We start from the raw sequence: 25,092 nt of genomic DNA, 5'->3' as shown, positions 1-25,092 counted from the left end.
GCTTACCTCAGGACGTCGCCGATTGCGGCAGCCACCCCTGGCAGGACCCGGTCATTCAGGCCTGCCATATTTACCCGGCTGCTATCCAGCATGTAGATGCCATGCTCCTTACGTAAGCGGCCCACCTGCTCCGGGCTGATCCGGAGGAACGAGAACATGCCACGTTGTCGGGCGATAAAGTCAAAATCACCCACCGGCGCCAGAGCCTCGGCAAACGCATGGCGCAGGTGCAGGATGCGTTCGCACATTGCCGTCAGCTCGCCCTGCCACCGGGCCCGCAACCTGTCATCTCCGAGAACCGTCTCCACGATGGCGGCACCGTGGGCCGGCGGCATGGAATAATGGGAACGGATGATACTCAGCAGCTGGCTGTTGGCCGCCGACGTGATGGTGGCCGTGGCAGAGACAAGAGCCAGCGCCCCCGTGCGCTCCCGGTACAGACCGAAGTTCTTGGAACAGGACGCGGCGATCAGCATCTCCGGCACCTCTCCGGCGAGGTGCCTCAGGCCTGCGGCATCGGTTTCCAGGCCCTCGCCAAGCCCCTGGTAGGCCATGTCCACGAAAGGTAGCAGACCTTTGCGCTGAATCAGGGTGGTAACTTCTTGCCATTGTGCCAGGCTCAGATCGGCGCCTGACGGGTTGTGACAGCAGCCGTGAAGCAATACCACGTCTCCCGCTTCAGCCCCCTCAAGGGTTTCCAGCATGGCCGCGAATTCTACCTGCAGCGTTTTTGGATTGAGGTACGGATATTCGCGGATGGTCAGGCCGGCCCCGCCCAGCAGAGGAAGGTGGTTGGCCCAGGTCGGGGTGCTCACCCATACGGTGGTATCCGGCTTGCACCGACGCAGAAACTCGGCTGCCATGCGCAGGGCACCACAGCCACCAGGAGCCTGGACAACAGACATCCGACGGTCCCGGATCAGCGGGCTGTCGCTTCCGAGGATCAGCTCCGCCATTGCACTGTTGAACCCGGCAGACCCCGCGGGCCCGACATAACTCTTTGTGGTTTCGCCATCCAGCAGACGCCGTTCGGCTTCGTGCACAGCGGCCATGATTGGCGTATTGCCGGCATCATCCTTGTAAACACCAATACCCAGATCCACCTTGTCCGGCCGCGGGTCTTCCCGGAAGGTCTGCATCAGTTGCAGGATCGGGTCCTGTGGCAGGGGTTTCAGGGCCTCAAACATGATCCACCTCCCTGTCGGCCTGCTGGGTGCGGATGAGGGTCGGGCGCCCGGTGTCCAGCGCCTTTACCAGCTGGGCCCGTTTTTCCCGGATGCCTTCTGCCGCCTGCTCGCGCACGGGTCCGAAGCCGCGCACGTCGGCCGGCAGTTCCGCAAGCTGCAGGAAGGTTTCGTGGTTGCTGGCGTCCAGCTCCCGGACAATGCGGGCCACCAGGTTCTGGTAGTCTTTGAGCATGGCGCGATCCAGCTTCCGGTCTGCCGAGTAACTGAACGGGTCCACCGGGGTTCCGCGCAGGCTGCGCAATTTTGCCAGCAACCTGAAGGCGCGGAACATCCAGGGACCGAACCGGCGTTTTTTCGGACGTCCCTGCGCATCGGTTTCGCCGTTGAGCAGTGGTGGCGCCAGATGAAAGTGAACCCTGAAGTCACCTTCAAAGGTTTCCTTCACTTCTTTCATGAAATCGGTTTCCGCAAACAGCCGGGCCACTTCGTATTCGTCCTTGTAGGCCATGAAGCGATACAGTTGCTGCGCAACCGCCCTGGTCAGAAGCAGGCTGGTCTGTCCCAGGGCTTCCTCGGCCTTACGGACTCTGGCAACACTCTCCCGGTACTGATCGGCCCAGCGCTGGCTCTGATAGTTGACCAGGTGCCGGTGGCGGATCTCGACCAGCTCATCCAGGGTCGGCTCGGGTCTGGCATCGACGACTTTCGCGCCGCCGGTATCCAGGAGATCTGTTACCGCGCCCGGATCAGCCGCAGCCAGACGGCCCCAGCCGAAGGCTTCCTTGTTGCGATCGATAGCAACGCCATTAAGTTCGATGGCTCTCATCAGAGCAGCTTCGGACAGCGGCAGCAGTCCTTTCTGCCAGGCAAAGCCGAGCATCATCACGTTGGAGAATACGGTATCTCCCATCAGCTTCTCGGCGATGCCGTTGGCATCAAGCTGATCGAAATGGTCGTCGCCGACCGCGTCACGGAGCAGGCCCAGTCGCTTGTCGGCCTGCATGTCGGCATCACGGTAAAGCACGTAGTCGGCGGTGGGCAGTTCCGCTTCGTTGGCAACAATCCGGGTGTGTTCTGTCCTGAGTGTACTCAGGGCCTTCTGGGAGGAAGCCACCACCAGATCGCAGGCGATAACCGCATCGGCCTGGCCGTTGCTGATTCTTACCTGGTGCAGTTTGTCCGGAGACGGGGCCATGCGCACATAGCTCAGCACAGTGCCGCCTTTCTGGGCGAAACCCATGAAGTCCAGCACCGAGGCGCCACGGGATTCCAGGTGTGCGGCCATGGTGATCAGCTGACCCACGGTGACCACGCCGGTGCCACCGACGCCACCAACGAGGAGATCGTAGGAACCTGTCATTTCCGGAAGTTCCGGAGCCGGAACATTGGCCAGCCTGCTGGTCAGCACCGAGCCGGTATCCATCCCCCGGGACTTGCGCAGCTGCCCGCCTTCAATCGTGACGAAGCTGGGGCAGAAGCCATTGACGCAGGAAAAGTCCTTGTTACAGGAAGACTGGTCGATCTTGCGCTTGCGGCCGAGCTCGGTTTTGCGGGGCACAACCGAGAGGCAGTTGGACTGCACTGAACAATCGCCACACCCCTCGCATACATGATGGTTGATAAAGGCCCGCTTCGCCGGATCCGGAAACTGGTTGCGCTTGCGCCGCCGGCGCTTTTCGGCGGCGCAGGTCTGGTCGTAGATCAGCACCGTACAGCCCGGAATATCCCGCAGTTGACGCTGAACCGCATCCAGTTCGGAGCGGTCGTGGAAGGTTACATCCTTCGGGAACTGGTCTTTATGCCCATCGTACTTTTCCGGTTCGTCGCTGAGCACAACTACGCGGCGAACGCCTTCGGACGCTACCTGCTGGGCAATCATGGGAACGGTAATCTGGCCATCCACCGGCTGGCCACCGGTCATGGCGACGGCATCGTTGAACAGGATCTTGTAGGTGATGTTGATTCCGGCCGCCACCGCCTGGCGAATGGCCATGGAACCGGAGTGGAAATAGGTGCCTTCACCCAGGTTCTGGAACACGTGGGGATTGCCGGTATAACGGCTCTTGCCAATCCAGTTGACACCTTCACCGCCCATCTGGATCAGGGATTCGGTGTTCCGGCCCATCCATGAGGCCATGAAGTGGCAGCCAATACCTGCCAGAGCCTTGCTGCCCTCGGGCACTTTGGTGGAGGTGTTGTGGGGGCATCCGGAGCAGAAATAGGGCATCCGCTTTACGCCACCCGGGTCCTGGGCAGTGGACATCGCGCTGATTTGAGCCATGCGCTCGCTGAAGTCCACCGAAAAGAAGCGGCCAAGCCGGGCTGCGAGGTAACCGGCAACCAGTTTCGGGCTCAGCTCGCCCACGTAGGGAATCAGCGGGCGTCCCAGCTCGTCCTGCTTACCGGTAATCAGTACTTCGCCGGGACGATCCGGCTCGGACATGTACTCCTTGATCTGGCTCTCGATAATGCCCCGCTTCTCTTCGATCACCAGCACCTCTTCCTTGCCATGAACGAAGTTGAGAATGCCGCGGCGCTCCAGTGGCCAGACCATACCGATTTTGTAGATATCCAGCCCCATTTCCCGCGCCCGGTCTTCATCAATGCCCAGCATATCCAGGGCTTCGAGCAGGTCCAGGTGGCCTTTGCCGGTGGTCACGATACCGAAGCGGGCTGCTGTGTTGTTGAACAGGCAACGATCAATAGGGTTGGCCCTGGCGAAAGCCTGCACGGCCGCCAGCTTGTGCTCGATGCGGGTTTCCAGCTGGGGCCCCGGCAGATCCGGCCAGCGGTAGTGGAGGCCGCTTTCGGGTGCGGTGAAGTCATCCGGTGTTATGAACTCGGGCTGGCGCGGCAGCTCTACAGACGCGGCACTCTCAACCGTCTCGGAAATGGCCTTGAACCCGACCCAGCAGCCGCTGTAACGCGACAGAGCGTAGCCCCAGAGGCCGAATTCCAGGTACTCGGCGATGTTGGCCGGGTTGATGGTAGGCATGAAGAAACTCATGAACGCCACATCGGACTGGTGAGGCATGGAGGAGGACACGCAGCCATGGTCATCACCGGCAACCACCAGGACACCGCCATGGGGCGACGAGCCATAGGTAGTGCCGTGCTTGAGGGCATCGCCCGCGCGGTCGACGCCGGGGCCTTTGCCGTACCAGAGACCGAATACGCCATCCACCTGCCGGTCATCATCGGTTTCCACCTGCTGGGTGCCCAGCATGATGGTGGCCGCAAGATCCTCGTTAATGGCGGGAACGAAATCGATGCGGTTGTCATCCAGCCAGGTCTTGGCCTGCCATAGTGCCTGGTCGTAGGCGCCCAGGGGAGAACCCCGGTAGCCGCTGACCAGCCCTGCTGTATTCAGCCCCTGCTTGCGATCCAGGGCTGCCTGCATCAGCGGTATGCGGACCAGAGCCTGTGTTCCGGTCAGGAAAACCCGGCCGGATTCCCGCAGGTAGCGGTCTTCCAGTCTGTAATTATCGAGTTGCGGGGTATCGGCGGACATGGCGCCCTCCTTGTTGTCGATTTTATGACCGGGATTCTAGAGGGAAGTCGGCAAAAGGTGCTTGCTTATTGGGGGAGAGTTTTCAGAGTTTGCGAAAGATTGTTTGATAAAAGACAATAATAAGAAAGAACCTTTGACATAAATCAGGTGTTACCAAATGAAACAGGTTGATCTCGATAAACTGGACAGACGGATCCTGTCCGCGCTTCAGCAGGACGGTCGCATCAGTAACCAGTTACTGGCGGAACAGGTGGGGCTATCGCCGGCGGCTTGCTGGCGGCGGGTAAGGACTCTGGAGGAAAGCGGTGTCATTCAGGGCTATACCGCACGAGTGGACCCGGAACGCATCGGTCAGGGCCTGTGTGTGCTCGTTAACCTGTCATTGCAGCGGCACAACATCGACAGTACTGCCGAGATCGAGCAGCAGGTCAGCAGCTATCCGGAGGTACTGCAGTGTTTTGCCGTTACCGGGAATGCCGATTTCGTGCTGAGGGTCATCGTGCCGGATATGGCCAGCTACGACCGCTTCCTCAACGAAAAGATCTTTACCTTGCAGGGTATTGCGCAGGTGAACTCAAACTTTGCGCTGCGGGAAATCAAGAACACCGGAACGATCCCGGTGGAAGGGCTGGAGTAAGAAATTACAACAGGCCCTGTTTCAATCAAAAAAACCGCCCGAAGGCGGTTTCTTTGATGGCTTACCGGGGGACTAATCCGGTTAAGCCGTATTGGCGTCCCCTACCGGGTTCGAACCGGTGTTGCCGCCGTGAAAGGGCGGAGTCCTAGGCCACTAGACGAAGGGGACTAGAAATTGGTGGAGCCAAGCGGGATCGAACCGCTGACCTCAACACTGCCAGTGTTGCGCTCTCCCAGCTGAGCTATGGCCCCCAACGGCTGCGTATATTAAGGATCGCCCCCCGAGGCGTCAACCTTTTTCCCAACGTTTTTTCAGTTTAGCGGACATCCCTGTCAGAACCGCTCATTAATTCATCAATCTGGTTGCCCGGCAAGCAGAGCTGCGTATTCCTTCTCCACTCTTTTCGTTTCCTTTTTGGAAAAACCGCCCAGGACTTCAAGCGCATGGCGCAGGCGGGACCGCGTCATGTCCGGGCCAAGAATAGCCATGGAGTCCATCACGGACCAGGAATTGGGGGTGCCGGCAATTGCCACGAAGATAGCAAACATGAAATCGCCCATTTTCAGTTCCATGGCCTTGGCCAGGGTTTTGATATCGGCAAAGATGTTGTCCTTGCGCCAGTGACGCTGGGCCTCCAGCTTCCAGAGGGTAAACTGGAGCACGCGCTTTACCCGGGCTTCCTCGAGTTTGTTGTGGCTGAAGTCTTCCGGCTTGAGGTCAAGCATGCCGGAGAACATGAACGAGGACATCGGCGCCACATCACTGAAGACCTCTGCCCTGCCCTTGATGTGTGGTACCAGCTCCCGCAGGGCCTGTTCGTTGAACCACCAGTTACGCATGCGCTCAATGAACTGGTCGTCACTGAGATCGTCGCGGATCCACTGGCCGTTGAGCCAGCGCAGTTTTTCCACGTCGAAAACCGGGCCACCCAGGGAAACACGCTGGATGTCGAAGTGCTCGATCATTTCTTCCAGGGTAAACTTTTCCCGCTCGTCCGGCATTGACCAGCCCATGCGACCGAGGTAGTTGGTCACTGCCTCCGGCAGAAAACCCATGCGCTCATAGAAGTTGATGCTGGTGGGATTCTTGCGCTTGGACAGTTTGCTCTTGTCAGGATTGCGCAGTAGCGGCAGATGACACAGCACCGGCATATCCCAGCCGAAGTATTCGTACAGCAGCTTATGCTTGGGAGCGGAGTTGATCCACTCTTCACCACGCAACACGTGGCTGATTTCCATCAGGTGGTCGTCCACCACATTGGCCAGATGGTAGGTGGGCATGCCATCGGATTTCAGCAGGATCTGGCTGTCCACCTGGGACCAGTCGATCTCGATGGTGCCACGGAGCATGTCCTCAATCTCGCAGATGCCGTTCTCCGGTACCTTCATGCGGATCACGTAAGGCTCTCCTGCATCCAGGCGGCGCTTGACCTCCTCTTCCGGCAACTCCAGGTCGCCTTTAATGCCGGGGTTCAGGCCCCGGGCCTTGCGTTCCTCGCGGATGGCATCCAGTTCTGCCGGGGTACGGAAACAGTAAAAGGCATGCCCCCTGGTGACCAGATCAAGCGCGAACTGTCGGTAGGAGTCCTTGCGCTCGGACTGCCTGTAGGGGCCGTAGGGGCCGCCGACATCCGGGCCCTCGTCCCATTCCAGTCCGAGCCAGCGCAAGGCGTTCAGGATGTCCTGTTCGGATTCATCGGTGCTGCGAACCTGATCCGTATCTTCAATCCGCAGAATAAACTGGCCGCCATGCTGCCGGGCAAAGCACAGGTTAAACAGCGCCACGTAGGCGGTACCAACGTGGGGATCACCGGTGGGCGACGGTGCGATTCGGGTGCGTACGGTCATGAAAGTTTCCTGGGGTTACTGCCTGATGAAGGCTGTGCGTTGAAAGCCACGCATTATACCGGCCACGGCCGGATTTCGCATGGACCGGCGCAAATCCGCTTCATCTGCGCGCTATATTGTTATATTATAACGTATCATTAATTTTCGAGGCCTTACTGATCATGATCGCCAACCGTTTTGCCGCATTCACCGCAGCGGGATTCGCCGCAATCCTCGGATCCGCCAGCGCGCTCGCAGCCACTCAGGTCGTGACTTCGCTCAAACCTGTCGAACTGCTGGTAGAGGCCGTGGCAACCGATGATGTGGAAGTCACTACCCTGGTCCGGCCCGGCGACAGCCCCCATAACTATTCCATGAAGCCGTCCCAGCGCCGCGCACTGGAAAATGCCGATGCCATCTTCTGGGTGGGCCCGGAACTGGAAACCTTTCTGACGCGCCTGCTCAGCGGTAACGAGTTCCGCGACCGGACCTATTCACTGATGCACGGGGAAAACGTACCTGACACTGATGCCGATGAAGAGCACCATGGCCATGACGGCCACGGCCATGATCATGGCGACGGTGAAGATCCCCATATATGGCTGGACCCGGCGCTGGCACTGGAGATGGCAAAAGACATACACAAGGTACTGTCACAGCAGGAGGGCGCAGACCTGGACGCCCTTGACGCGAACCTGGAAAGATTTGAGCGCAACCTGTCAGCTGCTGAAAATGACATCACCACCCGGCTGAAGCCGGTAGCAGACATTGATCTGTTTACCTACCACAATGCCTTCAGCCGTTTCATTGAGCACTACGGGCTGAAACTGGAAGGTATTCTGACCCTGAACCCCGAGCTGTCTCCCGGTGCCAGACACATTGCCGAAGTCCAGCAGAAACTGCGCAATGCAAACCAGCCCTGCCTGCTGACAGAGCCCCAGTTCAATCGCCAGTGGTGGCGTTCGATTACCGAAGGCCTGGATATAATCTTCAGCACCTGGGACCCGCTGGCAACGGACATCGAGCCCGACCGCGACGGGTATATCACCTTCCAGCAAGGCCTCGCCGACGCCATACTCCGATGTCTACCAGAGCATGCCCAGTAACAGCGGAATGGTCACCATGGCCAGCAATGTCTGGCCACTGATGATGCCCGCCATCAGTGACGCGTCACCTCCCAACTGGCGAGCCAGAATGTAGGATGAAGTAGCCGTGGGCAGGGCTGCCAGCAGTACGGCCACCTGCACCATCAGCCCCTCCATACCTAACAGCATCGCCAGACCCGCGGTCAGTAGTGGAAAGCCCACCAGCTTGGCGGCGGAAGACACCAGAAACGGCATCGAAGCACCCCGCAGAGCCTTCAGTTGCAGGCCGGCACCCACGGTCATCAGGCCCAGAGGCAGGGCCAGATCGCTCAGGGGTTCGAGAATGCCTGCCATCAGTGGATGGAATCCGATCCGGAAATAACTCCAGACCATCCCCACCACAGAACCGATAATCAGCGGGTTGGAAACAATTGCCCGGAGGACAGCCCGCAGTTTCACCGCACCGTTACCGGCAACCATGGAAAACATCAGGATGCACAGCAGGTTGAGCAATGGAACCTTGACCGCCACCGCGATAGCAATCAGGGACAGCCCTTCATCCCCGAGCAACATGCCCGCCGCGGCCAGTGCAACGTAGGAGTTGAAGCGAATACCGCCCTGGAACACAGAGGAAAACACAGGGCCCGGCCAGCGCCAGATCCACTGAAGAATGGCCAGCAAAAGCGCCATCGTTACCAGCATGGCAACAATCAGGATCAGAATGTCGCCGTAAGCGGATGCCGGCACCCTTGCCTGCCCCAGCTTGAAGATCAGCATGGCCGGGAACAGCACGTAGTAGGTGAAGCGCTCCGCCTGGATCCAGAAGTCGTCGCCCGGGAAGTGCCAGCGCCGGAACAGATGGCCCAACAGGATCAACGCAAACACAGGCGTGAGCGCCTGTACCATTACCGGCATTGAAACTTACTCTCTGGTGAGGTTTTCCCGCATCAGCTGCGCGGTACTCGAAGAGAGCTTACTGTAGACTTCCAGCAACGCCGAAATCAACTCACCCACACTGCCGCCCAGCTGGTCATCGACCTGCCTTCTGGCCTCATCGAGCGGAAGGCCCTGCTCAACGGCCTTTACCGTCATTGCCATCCGACGATCCGACTCCAGAATATGAAACGCCAGCCAACGGGCGAGAAAATCAAACAGATCCGACATGATCTGGCCTTTGGGCTGGCCGCTGCTGCGAAGGGTCTGGATCTGGGCGAAGAACATCTGGTGGGAGTCGTGGTGGTTACGGGCAATGCCCTCGCTACCAAGCACAGAGTTCCAGATTTGCTCTTCTGAGTTGAAATGGTAATGGGCGTAGGAAAGCAGCTCATCAAGGATATGATCACAGCGAGCCTGGGGTACATCAGACACCGCGTGCCAGACAAGCCGGTTGACGATTTTCACAAGTTTTTTGTGTTGTTCATCAATCTCTTCGATGCCAACCTCAAAATGCCGGCTCCACGGAAAAAACTCCAGTGCCGCCAGTGCATCGCCAGAACTGGACATGACAGACCTCCTGGATATACCTGCTGCAGGTATATTCAGGCTAGCGGGTTCAGTGACACAGGGCTTTGTCATAAGTCAGTTCCACGCCGGATGCCGGGTTTTCCTGATACAATAACAGCTCTTTTGATTTGTTCCGCAGAGCTCGGCAACAAATGACAGACAGATTCAGACTGGGCAGTTAATGATTACGAGCAACACGGCAGAAATGCCAGAAAAGACAGTAGAAAGACAGGCAAATAGCAGCTTCGGACCATCACGAAGGTTCTGCGTGGCCCCGATGATGGACTGGACTACCAGTCATTATCGCTACCTCGCCCGCCAGCTCAGCCGGCACGCCCTGCTCTACACCGAGATGGTCACCACCGGCGCGCTGATTCACGGCGACACCGCACGATTCCTGCGCCATCATCCTGCGGAGTACCCGCTGGCGCTGCAACTGGGCGGCAGCAATCCGCAGGAGCTGGCCCATTGTGCAGCGCTTGCCGAGCAGTACGGTTTTGATGAGGTAAACCTGAATGTGGGCTGCCCCAGTGACCGTGTTCAGAACAACATGATCGGCGCCTGCCTGATGGCCCACCCCGACAAAGTAGCCGAAGGGGTTCGGGCGATGGTCGCTGCCACCAGCCTGCCGGTAACGGTCAAGCACCGTATCGGCATAAATGGCCGCGAGTCCTGGGAAGACCTTTGCGAGTTTATCGAGAAGGTCTCCGAGGCAGGCTGCCAAACGTTTATCGTGCATGCGCGGATTGCCGTCCTTGAAGGATTGAGCCCCAAGGAAAACCGTGACATACCTCCGCTGAAATACGACTGGGTCTATCACTTGAAGGCCCGCTATCCGCATCTGGAAATCATCATCAACGGCGGCATCAGGACCTTTGACGAATGCCGTGATCACCTTGAGCACACCGACGGTGTCATGCTCGGCCGCGAGGCCTATCACAACCCCTGGCTGCTGGCCGGGGTGGATGCCGAGTTTTTTGGACAGCCCGGACCGGCTCAATCCCGCCATGATGTCTTGCGGGCGGTATTACCATTCATTCAGGATGAACTCGACCGGGGCGTTTACCTCAGCCACATATCCCGTCACCTCATGGGCCTGTTCCACGGCCAGCCGGGAGGTCGGCAATTCAGGCGCTACCTCAGCGAGAACGCCCACAGGCCCGGTTCCGGCATTGAAGTTATCGAGCAGGCCATGGCCAGGGTTCCGGAACCCTCAGAGGCATCGATCCTGCAAGCCATAACGCCTGCCTGAATACTCCGGGACTTTTTACTGTCTTGTTCCTTTCAGGGCAGCCCGTTATTGTAGGCATATACCTTCAGCACCCGCGAAACGGGCGACCAATAACAAACCTATCAGGACGACAGGACGAATGAGCAGCAAGCTTGAACAACTCAAAACCATGACTACCGTGGTCGCCGATACCGGGGATCTGGACGCCATCGCCAGGTGGAAGCCGGAAGACGCCACCACCAATCCGTCGCTTCTCCTCAAGGCAGCCGCCTCAGATGCCTACCGCCCCATGCTGGATGAAGCCGTAGCGGCGGCCCGGAAACAGGGCGGTTCGGACGCCGAGCAACTGACATACGCCACTGACATGCTGGCCGTCTTGGCGGGAAGACAGATACTGGGCCTTATTCCGGGCGTGGTTTCAACCGAAGTGGATGCCCGGCTGTCCTTCGATACCGGCGCCACCCTTACCCGCGCACGCCGTCTGGTTGAGCTCTATGACCACCTTGGCATGGATACCAGCAGGGTACTGATCAAGATCGCGTCTACCTGGGAAGGCATTCGCGCTGCCGAGCAACTGGAGAAGGAAGGCATTCGCTGTAACCTGACCCTGTTGTTCTCGTTCATCCAGGCGGCTGCCTGTGCCGACGCCGGTGCCTTTCTGATTTCACCGTTTGTGGGTCGTATTCTGGACTGGCACCTGGCGGCAACCGGTCGCGACGCTTTTCCGGCCGAAGAGGATCCGGGCGTTCAATCAGTAAGCCGAATCTACAACTACTACAAGGCCAATGGCTATGAAACAGTGGTAATGGGCGCCAGCTTCCGCAACACCGGCGAAATCGAGATGCTGGCCGGCTGTGACCGCCTCACCATCAGCCCGGCGCTATTACAGGAACTGGACAATGATTACGGTGCGCTACCGCGCCAGCTGTCTGCTGAAGGTGCAAAAAGTTCTGACAGGCCAGGCAGTATCGATGAACGCCTGTTCCGCTGGGAATCCAACGAAGACGCCATGGCCACAGAAAAGCTGGCGGACGGCATCCGCCGTTTCACCAACGACCAGATCGAACTGGAAAACCGCGTCCGCCGGCTATCCCGGGCTGCCTGACGCTGGAAATAACCGGGAGGGAGTCGCAAGACCATGATTGAGCGCCTGAAGAGCCTGTTCGGCTCACCCGAAGATGAACCGACTCAGCCCGACAACCACCAGCTGGCCGTTGCGGCCACAGCACTGATGGTGCAGTTGTCCAGGGTGGACAATGACCAGGATGATGAGGAACTGAAAACCATCGTCGACTGCGCTGTGCGGGCCCACCAGGTGACCCGGGAGGAGGCGGAGGACATTCTCCAGGACGCGCTCAACCACGCCGACGATGCCACTTCCCTGTACGAGTTTACCGGCATGATCAACGACCAGCTGGATCAGCAAGAAAAGCATGTCCTGCTTGAGAGTATCTGGCGGGTAGCTTTTGCCGACGGTCGTATCGACAAGTACGAGGAACACCTGATCCGTCGCATGGCGGATCTGCTGCACCTGAATCACCGGGAATTCATGCAGGCCCGCCATCGCGCCGAGCGCACTGACTGAACCTTGAGGAGCGAATATGTTAGCCATTCTCCACCCGGATACCGCGCTGGACAGCGAAGCCTATCTCCAGACCATGCATTTCCTGGAGAACCTGCCCGGGGTATCGGTCAGGGTGCATCAGGTACAGGGTGCGAAACAGCGCCTCACCGAGGTTTACCTTCTGGGAGAAACCAAATCTCTCAACAAGGAGGACATTGAGGCCCTCCCCGCGGTAGAACGGGCCATTCGCATCTCCGATGATTACCGGATACTGGGGCGCCACAAGGACGACCGCCGCCAGAGTGGCTTCACCTACAATGGCGTTACCTTTGACCAGTCCGGTCTGAACATCTTTGCAGGGCTGTGCGCCGTCGATGTGCCGGAGCATGTGGAGCAGATGATGCAGGCGCTGGAAGAGAACGGCCAGGTCTGTACCCGCATGGGTGCCTACAAGCCCCGGACCAACCCCTACTCGTTCCAGGGCCACGGCAAGGGCTGTCTGCCCTGGGTATTTGAAAAGGCCGGCAAACATGGCATCAAGGTGATCGCAATGGAAATCACCCACGAAAGCCATATCGAAGAAATCGACCACTGCCTGGAACAGCTTGGCCGACCGACGGGCGTCATGCTACAGGTGGGCACACGCAACACCCAGAATTTCGAACTGCTCAAGGCCATCGGCCGTCAGACCACTTACCCGGTGCTGCTGAAGCGGGGCTTTGGTATCACCCTGAACGAATCCCTGAACGCGGCGGAGTACCTCGCCAGCGAAGGCAACGCCAACGTGATCTTCTGTCTGCGCGGCATGAAGACCGAGGCCGGACAACCACACCGAAACATGGTGGACTTCGCCCATGTGCCGGCCGTAAAACGGCTTACCCGTATGCCGGTATGTGTGGATCCTTCCCACTCGGTGGGTAGCCGCGAGCGTGCGCCAGACGGTGTCCTGGACGTGATGCACGCAACCGCTCAGGGCGTGATTGCAGGTGCCAACATGGTGCTGGTGGACTTTCACCCCAAGCCTGAAAAAGCGCTGGTGGACGGCCCGCAGGCCCTGCTGATGGACGAGCTGCCAGCCTATCTGGAAGACATCCAGCTGTGTCATGACACCTGGAAAAAACGCCAGCAAATCTATAACCGCCTGAAGGAATCTGCCACAGAATGATTGTTTATGGGCACAGGGGAGCAAAGGGAGAAGCCCCGGAGAACACCCTCGCCGGCTTTACCCATGCTTACCGACATGGCATTCGGCACTTTGAACTTGACCTGGTACTGTCAAAAGATGGCAAACCGGTTATCGTTCATGATCTTACGGTCGACCGCACCACCGGCCAGGAGGGCAGTGTCAGCAGTTACACTGCCGAAGAGCTCGCAGCAATGGACGCCCGGCGCAATGGCAAGCCCTGGCCAAGACCCGTGGGCATCCCATCGCTGGAGCTATTGCTTAACGAATATCCTGATTTTGAACACCTGCAACTGGAAGTAAAGAAAGACAGCCGCCAGCGCCTGAATATCCTTTGCAATCGCCTGACCGAGGTGATTCAGCGCCGCGACCTGTACAACCGGATCGCAATCACGTCTACGGACCACTGGTTCCTGCGGCAGGCTCGCCGCAGGGACAGAAAGGTGCGTATTGGCCTGGTATCCGACAGGAGGTTCCCGAAACCGGTCAGCGCCGCCGCCAGATTGCACTGTGACTTTCTCTGCATCGGCTGGCGCATTTGCACCCAGACTATCGTGGATGACGCTCACCGCCGGGGAATTCACGTGTCCACCTGGACCGTCAACCGTATCCACGACATGCTCGAGCTGGAAGCCAAAGGGGTCGACAGCATCATCACCGATTATCCAACCAGTACCCGCATGTTCTTCGACAACCGTTCAAATGCTGCCCTGCATTTACCCACAGGACAGCACAACAAGGCCGACACTGCCGAATCAGAAAATCCGGTTCAGGCCATTTAGCGCCGCTACCCGGTAGGCCTCGGCCATGGTCGGATAGTTGAAGGTGGTGTTAATGAAATAGTTCAGGGAATTGGCTTCGCCTTCCTGGTTCATGATGGCCTGGCCGATGTGGACGATCTCCGCAGCCTGATCACCGAAGCAGTGAATACCCAGAAGCTGCCGGGTCTCACGATGGAACAGCAGCTTCAGCATTCCCACCGGATCCCCTGTAATCTGGGCGCGCGCCAGATCCTTGAAGAACGCCTGCCCTACTTCATAGGGTACCTTGGCTTCCGTCAGCTCGCGCTCTGTTTTGCCGACGGAACTGATTTCCGGCAGGGTATAGATACCCGTGGGAACATCGGTTACACGGCGGAAGTAATCGTCTTTGACGATATCGGAGGACGCCGAGCGGCCCTGATCATAGGCTGCACTGGCCAGGCTCGGCCAGCCAATAACGTCGCCAGCGGCGTAAATGTGCTCTACTTCCGTGCGATAGTGGTCATCCACGGCCAGCTGGCCTCGACTATTGGGGGTCAAGCCGATATTTTCGAGGCCCAGTCTTTCCGTATTGCCACTGCGGCCATTACACCACAGGAAGGCATCGGCCCGTATTTTCTTGCCGGACTTCAGTGACAGAACAACCCCGTGGTCGTCACCATCGACTGACTCGTACTCTTCGTTATGTCGGACCAGAACACCGTTATTGCGGAGGTGATAGCTCAGAGCGTCGGATATCTCGTCATCCAGGAAAGTCAGCAAGCGGCTACCCGGGTTGATCAGATCTACCTTCACACCCAGCCCGGAAAAAATGGACGCATATTCAGAGCCGATAACACCCGCACCGTAGATGATGAGCGTACGGGGGGTATGGGAAAGATTGAGAATGCTATCGGAGTTATAGATCCGGTGATGACGAAAGTCTACATCCGGTGGAAGATAAGGGCGTGAACCAGTGGCAATAATGGCCTGTTTAAAGTGAAAAATTTCATGGGACTTGTTACCACGGATCTCGAGCCGGTTGGCATCCAGGAAGCTCGCCCGACCGTTAACCAGATCGACACGGTTTCGGGCATAGAACTGGGTTCTCAGTTTGACCTGTTTGCCAATCACCTTCTGGGCATTCTGCAGCACGCGCGGGAACGAGAACCAGCGTGGTTCACCGATGTCCCGGAACATCTGATTGGTGTTGAAGGTAACAATCTGCTTGACCGAGTGACGCAATGCCTTGGAAGGGATCGTGCCCCAGTGAGTGCAGTTACCGCCAACGGTGGGTTTGTCTTCAACGATCGCAACACGTTTACCATGTTTCGTCGCATTCATCGCCGCGCCTTCACCCGAAGGGCCCGCGCCGATAACGACGACGTCGTAATGATGATCTGCCATTCTGCAGTGACTCCCTATCTACGTCGTGAGAGAGCCTCTGAAAAGATCCTGCAGGCGCGCGCGGTCCGGCCAGGCGCTTTTCAGAGGCTCCCGGAATTTTTATAGTGTTCTGATGACCACGAATCAGCGGTTTATTTTGCTGGAGGCGTCGTAGGTTAATGCCTCTGCCGACTCGCCGTCGTTGGCAAGGCGCTCGTTTTCTTCTTCGCATTTCTGGGTATTACCGCCGCAGATATCGCAGGATTTGCTGATACCCATGGCGCCAATGCCACCACATGTACCGCTGATGGGCTTGCGACCGAATATGACGCCAACCGACATGCCGGCAACCAGCAGTACCACAATTGTCAGAACGAGCAGAAAAGTACCCATATGAGTTCTCTCCGTTAGTGTTGTGCCAGGTACGAGGAGAAAGCCGGCGTGTAATCCGTTTCAAACCCGTCTTCGCCCCGAACAATAAAATAGGCGGCAATGTTTTCACGTGTGGCAAGTTCTTTTGCCTGTTCAAACCCCATCACATTGAATGCAGTCGCCAATGCATCTGCAGTCATGCAATCGTCCGCTATGACAGTGACCGAAGCCAGATTATGGCGGATCGGTCTCCCACTCTTGGGATCTATTGTATGCGAAAAACGCCGCCCTTCCGATTCGTAATAGTTCCGATAATCTCCCGACGTTGCCATTGCCTGATTATCCAGGGCGACAACCCGGTTGATCTGCCGTTGCCCTGAAACGGGCTGTTCAATGGCCAGACGCCAGGCCGCACCATCCGGTTTACGCCCCGAAACGCGAACTTCACCGCCAATTTCCACCAGGAAAGCGGAAAGTCCCGCTGATTCGAGGAAGCGCGCAACCGCGTCTACCCCGTAGCCCTTTGCAATCGCGGAGAGATCCACGTATTGATTGGGGCTCGCTCTGAGCGCGTAAGGCTCATCCTGTAACTCAAGCCTGTCATAACCGATATTGGCAAGTCTGGATAAAAGCTCCTCATCGCCGGGCACCTGCTCTGGACGTGCATCAGGGCCGAATCCCCACAGATTGACTACCGGTCCCACGGTGACATCGAAAGCACCACCCGTCAGCGCGGACACCTCCCTGGCAGTTGTCAGTACCTCGTATAGTGGCCTGGATATCCCGGTCCACTCACTTTGGTCGTCCAGGCGATTAAACCGCGAGAGTTCCGAATCGTCGCGCCAGGTAGACATCGAGGCATCAACCTCTTCAAGAACCTCTTCGATGCCGCTCGCCAGATTTTCGAGCCGGTCCTGATCCTCCTCCAAAACCACACTGATATGATATTGGGTACCAAACACCGGGCCGGATATCTCCCAGACTTTTTCCTCTTCCTCAAACGAGCAACCCGCCAGCGCGGTAACGGCCAGCACCCAGAAGATGCTGGCCAGAACCACCCTGGCGGGTTGTAACATGCCAAATACCATGTAAGCGGATTAACCCCCGAAATCATCCAGCATGATGTTCTCGTCCTCAACACCCAGGTCTTTCAGCATCTTGATGCAGGAAGCATTCATGATGGGGGGCCCACACATGTAGTACTCACAGTCCTCGGGAGCCGGGTGGTCCTTCAGATACTTGTCGTAGAGCACATTATGGATAAAGCCGGTCGGGCCCTCCCAGTTATCATTTGGCTGAGGATCCGATAATGCCACATGCCATTCGAAGTTCTCATTCTCCTCCGCCAGCATGTCGAAATCTTCGACATAGAACATTTCACGGACACTGCGGGCACCGTACCAGAAGCTGATCTTGCGTTTGGAGTTCAGGCGCTTTAACTGATCGAAGATATGGGAGCGCATGGGCGCCATACCGGCACCGCCGCCGATGAACACCATTTCGGCATCGGTCTTTTTGGCAAAGAATTCGCCGAACGGCCCCATGACCGTGATCTTGTCACCCGGCTTCAGCGCGAACACGTAGGTGGACATGATGCCCGGCGGATGGTCCGTGCCCGGAGGTGGCGTGGCGATACGGATGTTGAACTTGAGAACACCCTTCTCTTCCGGATAGTTCGCCATGGAGTAGGCCCGAATGGTCTCCTCCTTGTTCACGGCCTTATAGCGCCAGATATCATGCTTGTCCCAGTCTTCCTGGAACTCTTCCTCGATATCGAAATCCTTGAAATCGATTTCGTAGGGAGGACACTCAAGCTGGACATAACCACCAGCACGGAAGTCCACTTCCTCGCCTTCCGGAAGTTTCAGCACCAGTTCCTTGATGAAGGTGGCAACGTTATGGTTGGAAACAACCTCACATTCCCACTTCTTGACGCCAAAGAACTCCTCCGGCACCTCGACCTTCATATCCTGTTTCACGGGAACCTGGCACGACAGGCGCCAGCCTTCCTTCTCTTCGCGGTTGGTGAAGTGAGTCTTCTCCGTTGGCAGCATCGCGCCACCGCCTTCCAGGACCTTGCACTTGCACTGGGCGCAGGTACCACCGCCACCACAGGCAGAGGACAGGAAGATCCCGTTGTTGGCCAGTGTCCCGAGAAGCTTGCTGCCTGCTTCCGTTTTCACTGTGTGCTCGGGATCGTCGTTAATTTCGATGGTCACATCACCGGTGCTTACCAGCCTGGACCGTGCCGCGAGAATGACCGCGACAAGGGCCAGTACGATAACGGTGAACATGACCACGCCGAGAATAATTTCTGTATTCATGGTCTCGCCTTTTCGTTAAACCGAATCACCGGGTTGGTTACAGTGAAATACCTGAGAATGACATAAAGCCCAGGGACATCAGACCGACCGTAATGAAGGTGATACCCAGGCCGCGCAGGCCCTCGGGAACGTCACTGTACTTGAGCTTTTCACGGATTCCGGCCAGAGCGATGATGGCAAGTGCCCAGCCAACACCGGCACCGAATCCGTACACCACGCTTTCGCCAAAGGTGTAGTCACGCTCTACCATGAACAGTGAGGCGCCCAGAATGGCGCAGTTCACTGTAATCAGCGGCAAAAACACACCCAGCGCCGCATACAGCGCCGGAATGTACTTATCCAGAACCATTTCCATGATCTGGATAAGCGCAGCTATCACACCAATATACGTAAGCAGGCCCAAAAAGCTCAGGTCAACGTTCGGCAGGCCCGCCCACTCCAGCGCACCTTCCCGCAGGATGGTGTTATAAAGCAGGTTGTTCACCGGAACCGTAATCGTCAGCACCACGACAACGGCGATACCAAGGCCGGCGGCAGCCTCGATCTTCTTGGAGATCGCCAGGAATGTGCACATCCCCAGAAAGAAGGCCAGCGCCATGTTTTCAACGAAAATGGCCTTCAGGATCAGACTGATATAATGTTCCATCAGAAGGCCTCCTTAACTGTGTGACGGGACATTTTGAAGTCGGGCTCTTCTACCTGTTCCGGCTTCCAGACCCGCAGACCCCAGATCGCCAGGCCGATGATGAAGAACGCACTCGGCGGCAGCAGCAACAGACCATTGGGAATGTACCAGCCACCTTCGTTTACAACCGGCATCAGGGACACGCCAAACAGCGAGCCGGCACCCAGCAGTTCACGGAAGAAGGCCACAAAGAGAAGCAATACCGAATAGCCCAGGCCGTTACCAACGCCATCCAGGAAGCTCAGCCAGGGGCCATTCTTCATGGCGAAGCCCTCAGCGCGGCCCATAACGATACAGTTGGTAATGATCAGACCAACGAATACAGAGAGCTGCTTGCTGATTTCATAGGCGTAGGCCTTGAGTACCTGGTCCACCACGATAACCAGCGAGGCGATGATGGTCATCTGCACGATGATCCGGATACTGCCGGGAATCTGCGCGCGAACCAGCGATACCGCCAGGTTGGAGAAGGCTGTTACCGCGATTACCGCCGCACACATGACCAGAGTCACGTTCATGCTGGTGGTCACCGCCAGCGCAGAGCAGATACCCAGTATCTGCAGTGCAATCGGGTTGTTACTGAAAATCGGCTCAAAGAGAACCTGTTTGGCTGAAGCATCTGCCATGATCAGACCTCCTCTTCACGAAGTTTTTTCAGGAATGTCGCGTAACCCTGATCACCCATCCAGTAGTTGACCAGCTGCTCGACACCACGACTCGTCAGCGTTGCGCCGGAAAGGGCATCCACCTTGTGCTCCCTGTTGGCAGCATCAGAACTCACGCCCCCCTTTACCAGGCGTATCTGCGGCTCTGTCTTATCGTCGCCATAAACTTCTTTACCAACCCATTGCTGTTTCCAGCGGGGGTTATCCACCTCGCCACCAAGGCCAGGCGTTTCCGCGTGGGAGTAAAAGCCCAGGCCCTCGATGGTGTTGGCGTCACCCTTGAGAGAAACAAAGCCATACAGTGTCGACCAGAGACCATAGCCATGGATTGGCAGCACCACACGCTTGAGCTCGCCGTTCTCGCTCAGAATGTAGATCTTGGCAACATCGGGACGACGCTTGATGCCGGCCTTGTCAGCTGAAGACAGAATGTTGGTGGACATTTCAGGATCCGTTGATGCCTTGTACATATCGTACTTCATCGGATCCTCGACACCGACAGCCTCGGGCTCCACAAAGGTGCCTGAGTCGAGATCAAGCAGATGCACGTCAAAGCGAGCAAACTGCTCTTCGATTTCTGCCTCGCTGGCTCCCTCCTCGAGCATACCGGCCGCACCAAGGATGTTGGTCTTGATATCAAGGTTCTGGTTCTTTATCTGTGCCGGCCGCAGCGAAACAGCTGCAACAGAGACAACGACCGAGAAAAAGATACTCAGCACCAGCGCAACAATAATGGTTCTGGAGACAGTTTCTTTAGCTTTAGCCACGTGCGAGCCTCCGTTTGATGTTGGCCTGAACCACGTAGTGGTCCATCAGCGGTGCAAAAAGATTGGCAAACAGGATTGCCAGCATGATGCCTTCCGGGAAGGCCGGGTTGATCACGCGAATCAGCACGGTCATAACACCCACCAGAATACCAAAACACCAGCGACCGGTGTCGGTCATGGCGGCAGACACCGGATCTGTGGCCATGAACATCATGCCGAAGGCAAAGCCGCCCATCACCAGATGCCAGTGTGCCGGCACGTCGAACATCGGGTTGGTCTCGGAACCAATGATGTTCAGCAGCAACGCCATGCCAATCATGCCGATCAATACCCCCCCGACTATGCGATAGGAGGCAATCTTCATTACCAGCAAAATGATGCCGCCTATCAGCACCGCAAGCGTTGAGGTTTCGCCCATGGAACCCTGGATAGAGCCCATAAATGCTGACATCCAGCCGATCTGTGTTTCCAGGGCTTCCAGACCGCCACTGGCAGCCCAGCTCAGTGCGGTTGCGCCAGAGAAACCATCCACCGCCGTCCACACTGTATCACCGGAAATCTGCGCCGGATAAGCGAAGTACAGGAAAGCACGTCCGGTCAGGGCCGGGTTCAGGAAGTTCTTGCCGGTCCCGCCAAATACCTCCTTGCCGATCACTACGCCGAAAGTGATGCCCAGCGCCACCTGCCAGAGCGGGATGGTCGGCGGACAGATCAGCGCAAAAAGCACCGAAGTGACGAAGAAACCTTCGTTCACTTCATGCCGGCGCACGGTCGCGAACAGCACTTCCCAGAAACCACCCACCACGAAGGTGACGAAGTAAATAGGCACGAAATACGCCATGCCGTACACGAAGTTGTCCCAGACACTGGCTGCGTTATTACCGGCCAGGGCACTGATAAACGCAGTGCGCAGGCCTCCGTCGCCCATCAGGGCATCGGGGTTTTCAGCCAGGTAACTGTTGGCCTGGAAGCCGATGTTCCACATCCCGAAGAACATCGCAGGGAAGGTGCATAGCCACACCGTGATCATGATCCGTTTGAGATCAATGCCATCACGCACGTGAGAGGTAGTGGATGTTACGCTCGCCGGCGAATAGAAAATGGTATCCACCGCCTCGTATAGCGCATACCAGCGCTCGTACTTGCCACCTTTTTCAAAATGGTGCTCGATACCATCGAGAAACTGTCGGATTGCCATCGTTTTAGCCCTCGATCTCGATTCGGGTCAGGTTCTCACGGAGAATCGGACCGTACTCGTATTTACCCGGGCACACGAACGTGCACAGTGCCAGATCTTCTTCATCCAGTTCCAACGCGCCCAGCTTCTGCGCCATCTCGGTGTCGCCCACGATCAACGACCGCAACAACTGTGTAGGCAGAATGTCCAGCGGCATGATCTTTTCATACACGCCCACCGGCACCATTGCCCGTTCACTGCCGTTGGTGGTGGTGGTCATATCAAATCGCTTGCCGCCGACCAGTTTGGAAAGATAGATGTTCATCACGGAGAACTTGTTGGCTCCCGGTGAAAGCCAACCCATAAACTCCCGCTTGTTGCCCTCTTCCAGAATGGAGATCTGATTGGCAAAGCGACCAAGGTAGGCGCAAGGTCCATCACCACGCCGGCCGCCAAATACCGAACCGGAAATCGTGCGAACCTCACAATCCGTGGCAATCTCATCCTCCAGAAGTTCGGTGAGGTTGGCACCGATGCGGGTGCGGAGCAGGCGTGGCTTGAGCGCCTTTGGCCCGCCAACTGCGACTATCCTGTCTACCGGAAGCTCACCGGTCTCGAACAGCTTCGCAATATCGATAACGTCCTGGTAGCCAATGCTCCATACCACCTTGTCTCCGGCAATCGGGTCAAGATAGTGGATATGGGTACCAACATTGCCCGCGGGATGAACGCCGTCAAACTGCTGCACTTCCACCTTGTCATCTGATGGAACCGGCACATCGGAACCGGGCTTGCCGGTTACAAATACCTTGCCGTTCGTCAGCTTGGCGAGAATTTCCAGCCCTTTCTCAAAGGCGGCACCACTTTCTCCGATAATAACCGTCGGGTCTGCTGCCAGAGGGTTGGTATCCATTACCGAGACGAAAATGGAGTGCGGCGCCGTGTCGATGGCTGGCACCTTGCTGTAAGGACGGGTCTTGAAGGTCGCCCACAACCCTGACTCGACCAGGTTGTCAACAACCTGCTGACGTTCAAGGCCGGCAATATCAGATGCGTTGTAGCGCGCAAAGGTTTCAGCATCGTCACCATCAACCTCAATGACAATCGACTGAAACACGCGGCGCTCACCGCGGTTAATTTCCTTGACGACACCGGCAGCCGGTGAAGTATAACGAACGCCTTCGGTCTTCTTGTCCGTAAACAGCAGCGTGCCGCGCTTTACACGGTCCCCTTCTTTCACAGCCATCGTCGGCTTCATGCCGATATAGTCAAAACCGATCAATGCCACATGGCGAACGGGTTTGCCGTCAGTAATGGTCTGTTCAGGAGCGCCGCTGATGGGAAGATCCAGGCCTTTTTTGATCTTGATCATTAGCCTCATCCAATCATCAGAAACTGTTCGATGGATTTATAACGCCCGACGCTGCGGCCCGATTATACGGCTACAGAACGCGATGGGGAGCGGGTGTCAGACGTACCCAAAATCGCGCCAATTATAGAGATTAAGGAATACTATTTCCACCAGAAACCGCGCTGAGTTTGTGCCTGAGCGTAAACACAGAATGATTTATAGGCACCCAAAAAGAAACCCCGACCGCAAAAACGGCCGGGGCTTCCTGTTACACCGGGCTTATCGGCCGCTGATCAGTCTCTCGCCCGCTTCGGGAAAATCGGATAGGTAACGCCCGCCATCTGGTTAACCACACGGATAACCTGGGCGCTGTATCCGGCTTCGTTGTCGTACCACACATAGAGAATCAGTCGCTTGCCATTGGCAATGGTTGCCTGGGCATCCACGATGCCGGCATGGCGGGACCCGACAAAGTCGGTAGAGACCACTTCCGGTGAGTTGACGAAATCGATCTGCTTCTGCAGCTCAGAGTGCAGGGCCATGTCACGCAGGTACTCGTTTACGCCTTCAACCGTTACCTCTTTTTCCAGGTTCAGGTTGAGAATGGCCATGGAAACGTTGGGCGTCGGCACCCGGATAGCGTTACCGGACAGTTTGCCTTTGAGCTCCGGCAACGCCTTGGCAACGGCCTTGGCGGCACCTGTTTCGGTAAGTACCATGTTCAGCGGCGCACTGCGACCGCGGCGACTGCCCTTATGATAGTTATCAATCAGATTCTGGTCGTTGGTGTAAGAGTGAACGGTCTCAACATGGCCATCCTCGACCCCATACTCGTCCACAATCGCCTTGAGCACCGGGGTAATGGCATTGGTGGTACAGGATGCCGCAGAAAGGATACGATCCTCGTCAGTGATCCAGTCGTTGTTGATACCATGAACAATATTCTTGATATCGCCCTTGCCCGGAGCCGTCAGCATGACCCGGCTGACACCTTTTGACTTCAGGTGCTGGCCAAGCCCGGCTTCATCCCGCCAGATACCGGTATTATCGATAACAATGGCATTATTGATGCCGTACTGGGTGTAATCGACCTGGTCCGGACCCGGGGAATAAATCACCTTGATAAAGTTGCCATTGGCAATCAGCGCCGAATTCTCTTGATCGACGGAAATGGTGCCATTGAAGGGACCATGAACCGAGTCCCGGCGCAAAAGGCTGGCACGCTTCTCCAGATCGTTGTCGGCACCGCCCTGACGTACAACAATGGCACGCAGGCGAAGATTGTTTCCGCCACCGGCCTTTTCAATCAGGATACGCGTCAGCAGGCGACCGATACGACCAAAACCATAGAGGACAACATCCTTGGTGTCGTTTTCGGCATCTTCTTCCGACTGTGTCTGGTACAGACCTGCAATCGGGCCAATTTCACGCTTGAGGAAGTCCTCGAGGGAGCCGCCCTCCTCCTTGAACCTCACCGCCAGCTTGCCGATATCGACGTGGCCGCGACCCAGATCCATTTTGTCCATCGCCTGGAGTATTGGCAGGGTGTTGTGGACCGACAGCTCGCTGTCTTCAACCTGGCGCACAAAACGGTGTGCACGAATGATGTCGATGACTGACCGGTTAATAATGGACCGACCATACACGGACGTAACCACATTGTTTTTACGGTAGAGGCGACCGATCAGCGGAATCATGGCTTCCGCAGTGGATTCTCTTTCCGTCCAGTTAGACAGGTGCTGATTGATCTGTTCGTGACTCACGATTGAACCTCTGCAGTTGGAACCTGGAAAAGTGGGCCCACATTATCCAATGTTATGCTTCAGACAGCAAATGCAGTCTGTCATTCCCGGTGCCGCTGTCCAGGCCAGCTGCCATGACAGAGCAACGTCTGGCCG

Annotated in this window: 22 protein-coding genes and 2 tRNA genes; 7 read left to right on the top strand and 17 right to left on the bottom strand. The window is 57.1% G+C overall.

What is annotated here, in order from left to right:
- Nucleotides 1-2: 2 nt before the first annotated feature.
- Both DIT72_RS15400 and DIT72_RS15395 read right to left on the bottom strand, forming a co-directional pair.
- Nucleotides 3-1,187 (bottom strand): amino acid aminotransferase, encoded by a 1,185-nt coding sequence (locus DIT72_RS15400; protein WP_135956136.1) that lies wholly within the window; start codon nt 1,185-1,187, stop codon nt 3-5.
- Nucleotides 1,180-4,698, bottom strand: a complete 3,519-nt coding sequence (locus DIT72_RS15395) for an indolepyruvate ferredoxin oxidoreductase family protein (protein WP_135956135.1) — start codon at nt 4,696-4,698, stop codon at nt 1,180-1,182. The genes DIT72_RS15400 and DIT72_RS15395 overlap by 8 nt, the downstream gene beginning before the upstream one ends.
- Before the next feature lie 157 nt (nt 4,699-4,855).
- Here DIT72_RS15395 and DIT72_RS15390 point away from each other — a divergent pair, with 157 nt between their 5' ends.
- Complete coding sequence (locus DIT72_RS15390) at nt 4,856-5,335, top strand: Lrp/AsnC family transcriptional regulator (RefSeq protein WP_135956134.1); 480 nt, start codon at nt 4,856-4,858, stop codon at nt 5,333-5,335.
- Nucleotides 5,336-5,427: 92 nt separating this feature from the next.
- On the opposite strand, the gene DIT72_RS15385 is transcribed toward DIT72_RS15390, so the two are convergent.
- The 3 genes from DIT72_RS15385 to gltX all read right to left on the bottom strand — a co-directional run bounded on the left by DIT72_RS15385 (nt 5,428) and on the right by gltX (nt 7,182).
- A tRNA-Glu gene (locus DIT72_RS15385) sits at nt 5,428-5,503 on the bottom strand.
- A 7-nt stretch (nt 5,504-5,510) separates the two neighbouring features.
- Nucleotides 5,511-5,586, bottom strand: a tRNA-Ala gene (locus DIT72_RS15380).
- 102 nt (nt 5,587-5,688) lie between these two features.
- Complete coding sequence (gene gltX / locus DIT72_RS15375; protein ID WP_135956133.1) at nt 5,689-7,182, bottom strand: glutamate--tRNA ligase; 1,494 nt, start codon at nt 7,180-7,182, stop codon at nt 5,689-5,691.
- Between the two features lie 161 nt (nt 7,183-7,343).
- On the opposite strand from gltX, the gene DIT72_RS15370 reads away from it, so the two are divergent.
- The gene (locus DIT72_RS15370) at nt 7,344-8,267 is read left to right on the top strand and encodes a zinc ABC transporter substrate-binding protein (RefSeq protein ID WP_135956132.1); all 924 of its coding nucleotides are present in this window, start codon (nt 7,344-7,346) and stop codon (nt 8,265-8,267) included.
- Here the strand turns inward: DIT72_RS15370 and DIT72_RS15365 are convergent.
- Complete coding sequence (locus DIT72_RS15365; RefSeq protein WP_135956131.1) at nt 8,247-9,161, bottom strand: AEC family transporter; 915 nt, start codon at nt 9,159-9,161, stop codon at nt 8,247-8,249. The genes DIT72_RS15370 and DIT72_RS15365 overlap by 21 nt on opposite strands.
- 6 nt (nt 9,162-9,167) lie before the next feature.
- Nucleotides 9,168-9,749 (bottom strand): bacteriohemerythrin, encoded by a 582-nt coding sequence (locus tag DIT72_RS15360; RefSeq protein ID WP_135956130.1) that lies wholly within the window; start codon nt 9,747-9,749, stop codon nt 9,168-9,170.
- Between the two features lie 205 nt (nt 9,750-9,954).
- Between DIT72_RS15360 and dusA the strand changes: the two genes are divergently transcribed.
- The 5 genes from dusA (at nt 9,955) to DIT72_RS15335 (ending at nt 14,509) form a co-directional block, all read left to right on the top strand.
- Nucleotides 9,955-11,001, top strand: a complete 1,047-nt coding sequence (gene dusA / locus DIT72_RS15355; RefSeq protein WP_135956129.1) for a tRNA dihydrouridine(20/20a) synthase DusA — start codon at nt 9,955-9,957, stop codon at nt 10,999-11,001.
- 118 nt (nt 11,002-11,119) lie between these two features.
- Complete coding sequence (tal, locus tag DIT72_RS15350; RefSeq protein ID WP_135956128.1) at nt 11,120-12,085, top strand: transaldolase; 966 nt, start codon at nt 11,120-11,122, stop codon at nt 12,083-12,085.
- Between the two features lie 33 nt (nt 12,086-12,118).
- Nucleotides 12,119-12,565, top strand: coding sequence for a tellurite resistance TerB family protein (locus DIT72_RS15345; protein ID WP_135956127.1), 447 nt, complete (start codon nt 12,119-12,121; stop codon nt 12,563-12,565).
- A gap of 16 nt (nt 12,566-12,581) precedes the next feature.
- Complete coding sequence (locus DIT72_RS15340; RefSeq protein ID WP_135956126.1) at nt 12,582-13,709, top strand: 3-deoxy-7-phosphoheptulonate synthase; 1,128 nt, start codon at nt 12,582-12,584, stop codon at nt 13,707-13,709.
- A complete protein-coding gene (locus tag DIT72_RS15335; protein ID WP_135956125.1) occupies nt 13,706-14,509 on the top strand; it encodes a glycerophosphodiester phosphodiesterase in 804 nt (267 codons plus the stop codon). The genes DIT72_RS15340 and DIT72_RS15335 overlap by 4 nt, the downstream gene beginning before the upstream one ends.
- Here DIT72_RS15335 and sthA read toward each other — a convergent pair.
- The 10 genes from sthA to DIT72_RS15285 all read right to left on the bottom strand — a co-directional run bounded on the left by sthA (nt 14,483) and on the right by DIT72_RS15285 (nt 24,891).
- On the bottom strand, nt 14,483-15,874 hold the full coding sequence (sthA, locus tag DIT72_RS15330; protein WP_135956124.1) for a Si-specific NAD(P)(+) transhydrogenase: 1,392 nt from the start codon (nt 15,872-15,874) through the stop codon (nt 14,483-14,485). The two genes, DIT72_RS15335 and sthA, sit on opposite strands and share 27 nt — an antisense overlap.
- A 123-nt stretch (nt 15,875-15,997) precedes the next feature.
- The gene (nqrM, locus tag DIT72_RS15325) at nt 15,998-16,246 is read right to left on the bottom strand and encodes a (Na+)-NQR maturation NqrM (RefSeq protein WP_135956123.1); all 249 of its coding nucleotides are present in this window, start codon (nt 16,244-16,246) and stop codon (nt 15,998-16,000) included.
- A gap of 14 nt (nt 16,247-16,260) precedes the next feature.
- On the bottom strand, nt 16,261-17,313 hold the full coding sequence (locus DIT72_RS15320) for an FAD:protein FMN transferase (protein ID WP_135956122.1): 1,053 nt from the start codon (nt 17,311-17,313) through the stop codon (nt 16,261-16,263).
- Between the two features lie 9 nt (nt 17,314-17,322).
- Nucleotides 17,323-18,549, bottom strand: coding sequence for an NADH:ubiquinone reductase (Na(+)-transporting) subunit F (nqrF, locus tag DIT72_RS15315; RefSeq protein ID WP_135956121.1), 1,227 nt, complete (start codon nt 18,547-18,549; stop codon nt 17,323-17,325).
- 37 nt (nt 18,550-18,586) lie between these two features.
- Nucleotides 18,587-19,195, bottom strand: coding sequence for an NADH:ubiquinone reductase (Na(+)-transporting) subunit E (gene nqrE / locus DIT72_RS15310; RefSeq protein ID WP_135956120.1), 609 nt, complete (start codon nt 19,193-19,195; stop codon nt 18,587-18,589).
- Nucleotides 19,195-19,860 (bottom strand): NADH:ubiquinone reductase (Na(+)-transporting) subunit D, encoded by a 666-nt coding sequence (locus DIT72_RS15305; protein ID WP_135956119.1) that lies wholly within the window; start codon nt 19,858-19,860, stop codon nt 19,195-19,197. The genes nqrE and DIT72_RS15305 overlap by 1 nt, the downstream gene beginning before the upstream one ends.
- Nucleotides 19,861-19,862: 2 nt before the next feature.
- Complete coding sequence (locus tag DIT72_RS15300; protein WP_135956118.1) at nt 19,863-20,666, bottom strand: Na(+)-translocating NADH-quinone reductase subunit C; 804 nt, start codon at nt 20,664-20,666, stop codon at nt 19,863-19,865.
- Nucleotides 20,659-21,864: an NADH:ubiquinone reductase (Na(+)-transporting) subunit B gene (locus tag DIT72_RS15295; protein WP_135956117.1), complete on the bottom strand. Its 1,206-nt coding sequence runs from the start codon at nt 21,862-21,864 to the stop codon at nt 20,659-20,661. Before DIT72_RS15295 ends, DIT72_RS15300 begins: the two co-directional genes overlap by 8 nt.
- Nucleotides 21,865-21,868: 4 nt before the next feature.
- Nucleotides 21,869-23,215, bottom strand: coding sequence for a Na(+)-translocating NADH-quinone reductase subunit A (locus tag DIT72_RS15290; RefSeq protein ID WP_135956116.1), 1,347 nt, complete (start codon nt 23,213-23,215; stop codon nt 21,869-21,871).
- Between the two features lie 272 nt (nt 23,216-23,487).
- Entirely contained in the window at nt 23,488-24,891 is a 1,404-nt protein-coding gene (locus tag DIT72_RS15285; RefSeq protein ID WP_407657992.1) for a glyceraldehyde-3-phosphate dehydrogenase, read from the bottom strand.
- Between the last annotated feature and the right edge of the window lie 201 nt (nt 24,892-25,092).

Source organism: Marinobacter orientalis, from assembly GCF_004792665.1.
GTDB classification, from domain to species: Bacteria; Pseudomonadota; Gammaproteobacteria; order Pseudomonadales; family Oleiphilaceae; genus Marinobacter; species Marinobacter orientalis.
The sequence above is the reverse complement of the archived record's forward strand: the minus strand, read 5'-3'. Positions and strand labels throughout refer to the sequence as shown.

What these genes read in the sequence shown, in the direction of transcription:
- DIT72_RS15365 (WP_135956131.1), bottom strand. Translation starts at nt 9,161, where the DNA reads ATGCCGGTAATGGTACAGGCGCTCACGCCTGTGTTTGCGTTGATCCTG.
- DIT72_RS15345 (WP_135956127.1), top strand. Translation starts at nt 12,119, where the DNA reads ATGATTGAGCGCCTGAAGAGCCTGTTCGGCTCACCCGAAGATGAACCG.
- nqrE (WP_135956120.1), bottom strand. Translation starts at nt 19,195, where the DNA reads ATGGAACATTATATCAGTCTGATCCTGAAGGCCATTTTCGTTGAAAAC.
- DIT72_RS15335 (WP_135956125.1), top strand. Translation starts at nt 13,706, where the DNA reads ATGATTGTTTATGGGCACAGGGGAGCAAAGGGAGAAGCCCCGGAGAAC.
- DIT72_RS15360 (WP_135956130.1), bottom strand. Translation starts at nt 9,749, where the DNA reads ATGTCCAGTTCTGGCGATGCACTGGCGGCACTGGAGTTTTTTCCGTGG.
- DIT72_RS15400 (WP_135956136.1), bottom strand. Translation starts at nt 1,187, where the DNA reads ATGTTTGAGGCCCTGAAACCCCTGCCACAGGACCCGATCCTGCAACTG.
- DIT72_RS15305 (WP_135956119.1), bottom strand. Translation starts at nt 19,860, where the DNA reads ATGGCAGATGCTTCAGCCAAACAGGTTCTCTTTGAGCCGATTTTCAGT.
- DIT72_RS15370 (WP_135956132.1), top strand. Translation starts at nt 7,344, where the DNA reads ATGATCGCCAACCGTTTTGCCGCATTCACCGCAGCGGGATTCGCCGCA.
- DIT72_RS15340 (WP_135956126.1), top strand. Translation starts at nt 12,582, where the DNA reads ATGTTAGCCATTCTCCACCCGGATACCGCGCTGGACAGCGAAGCCTAT.
- DIT72_RS15320 (WP_135956122.1), bottom strand. Translation starts at nt 17,313, where the DNA reads ATGGTATTTGGCATGTTACAACCCGCCAGGGTGGTTCTGGCCAGCATC.
- nqrM (WP_135956123.1), bottom strand. Translation starts at nt 16,246, where the DNA reads ATGGGTACTTTTCTGCTCGTTCTGACAATTGTGGTACTGCTGGTTGCC.
- DIT72_RS15295 (WP_135956117.1), bottom strand. Translation starts at nt 21,864, where the DNA reads ATGGCAATCCGACAGTTTCTCGATGGTATCGAGCACCATTTTGAAAAA.
- gltX (WP_135956133.1), bottom strand. Translation starts at nt 7,182, where the DNA reads ATGACCGTACGCACCCGAATCGCACCGTCGCCCACCGGTGATCCCCAC.
- DIT72_RS15395 (WP_135956135.1), bottom strand. Translation starts at nt 4,698, where the DNA reads ATGTCCGCCGATACCCCGCAACTCGATAATTACAGACTGGAAGACCGC.
- tal (WP_135956128.1), top strand. Translation starts at nt 11,120, where the DNA reads ATGAGCAGCAAGCTTGAACAACTCAAAACCATGACTACCGTGGTCGCC.
- dusA (WP_135956129.1), top strand. Translation starts at nt 9,955, where the DNA reads ATGCCAGAAAAGACAGTAGAAAGACAGGCAAATAGCAGCTTCGGACCA.
- sthA (WP_135956124.1), bottom strand. Translation starts at nt 15,874, where the DNA reads ATGGCAGATCATCATTACGACGTCGTCGTTATCGGCGCGGGCCCTTCG.
- DIT72_RS15290 (WP_135956116.1), bottom strand. Translation starts at nt 23,215, where the DNA reads ATGATCAAGATCAAAAAAGGCCTGGATCTTCCCATCAGCGGCGCTCCT.
- nqrF (WP_135956121.1), bottom strand. Translation starts at nt 18,549, where the DNA reads ATGAATACAGAAATTATTCTCGGCGTGGTCATGTTCACCGTTATCGTA.
- DIT72_RS15390 (WP_135956134.1), top strand. Translation starts at nt 4,856, where the DNA reads ATGAAACAGGTTGATCTCGATAAACTGGACAGACGGATCCTGTCCGCG.
- DIT72_RS15285 (WP_407657992.1), bottom strand. Translation starts at nt 24,891, where the DNA reads ATGATTCCGCTGATCGGTCGCCTCTACCGTAAAAACAATGTGGTTACG.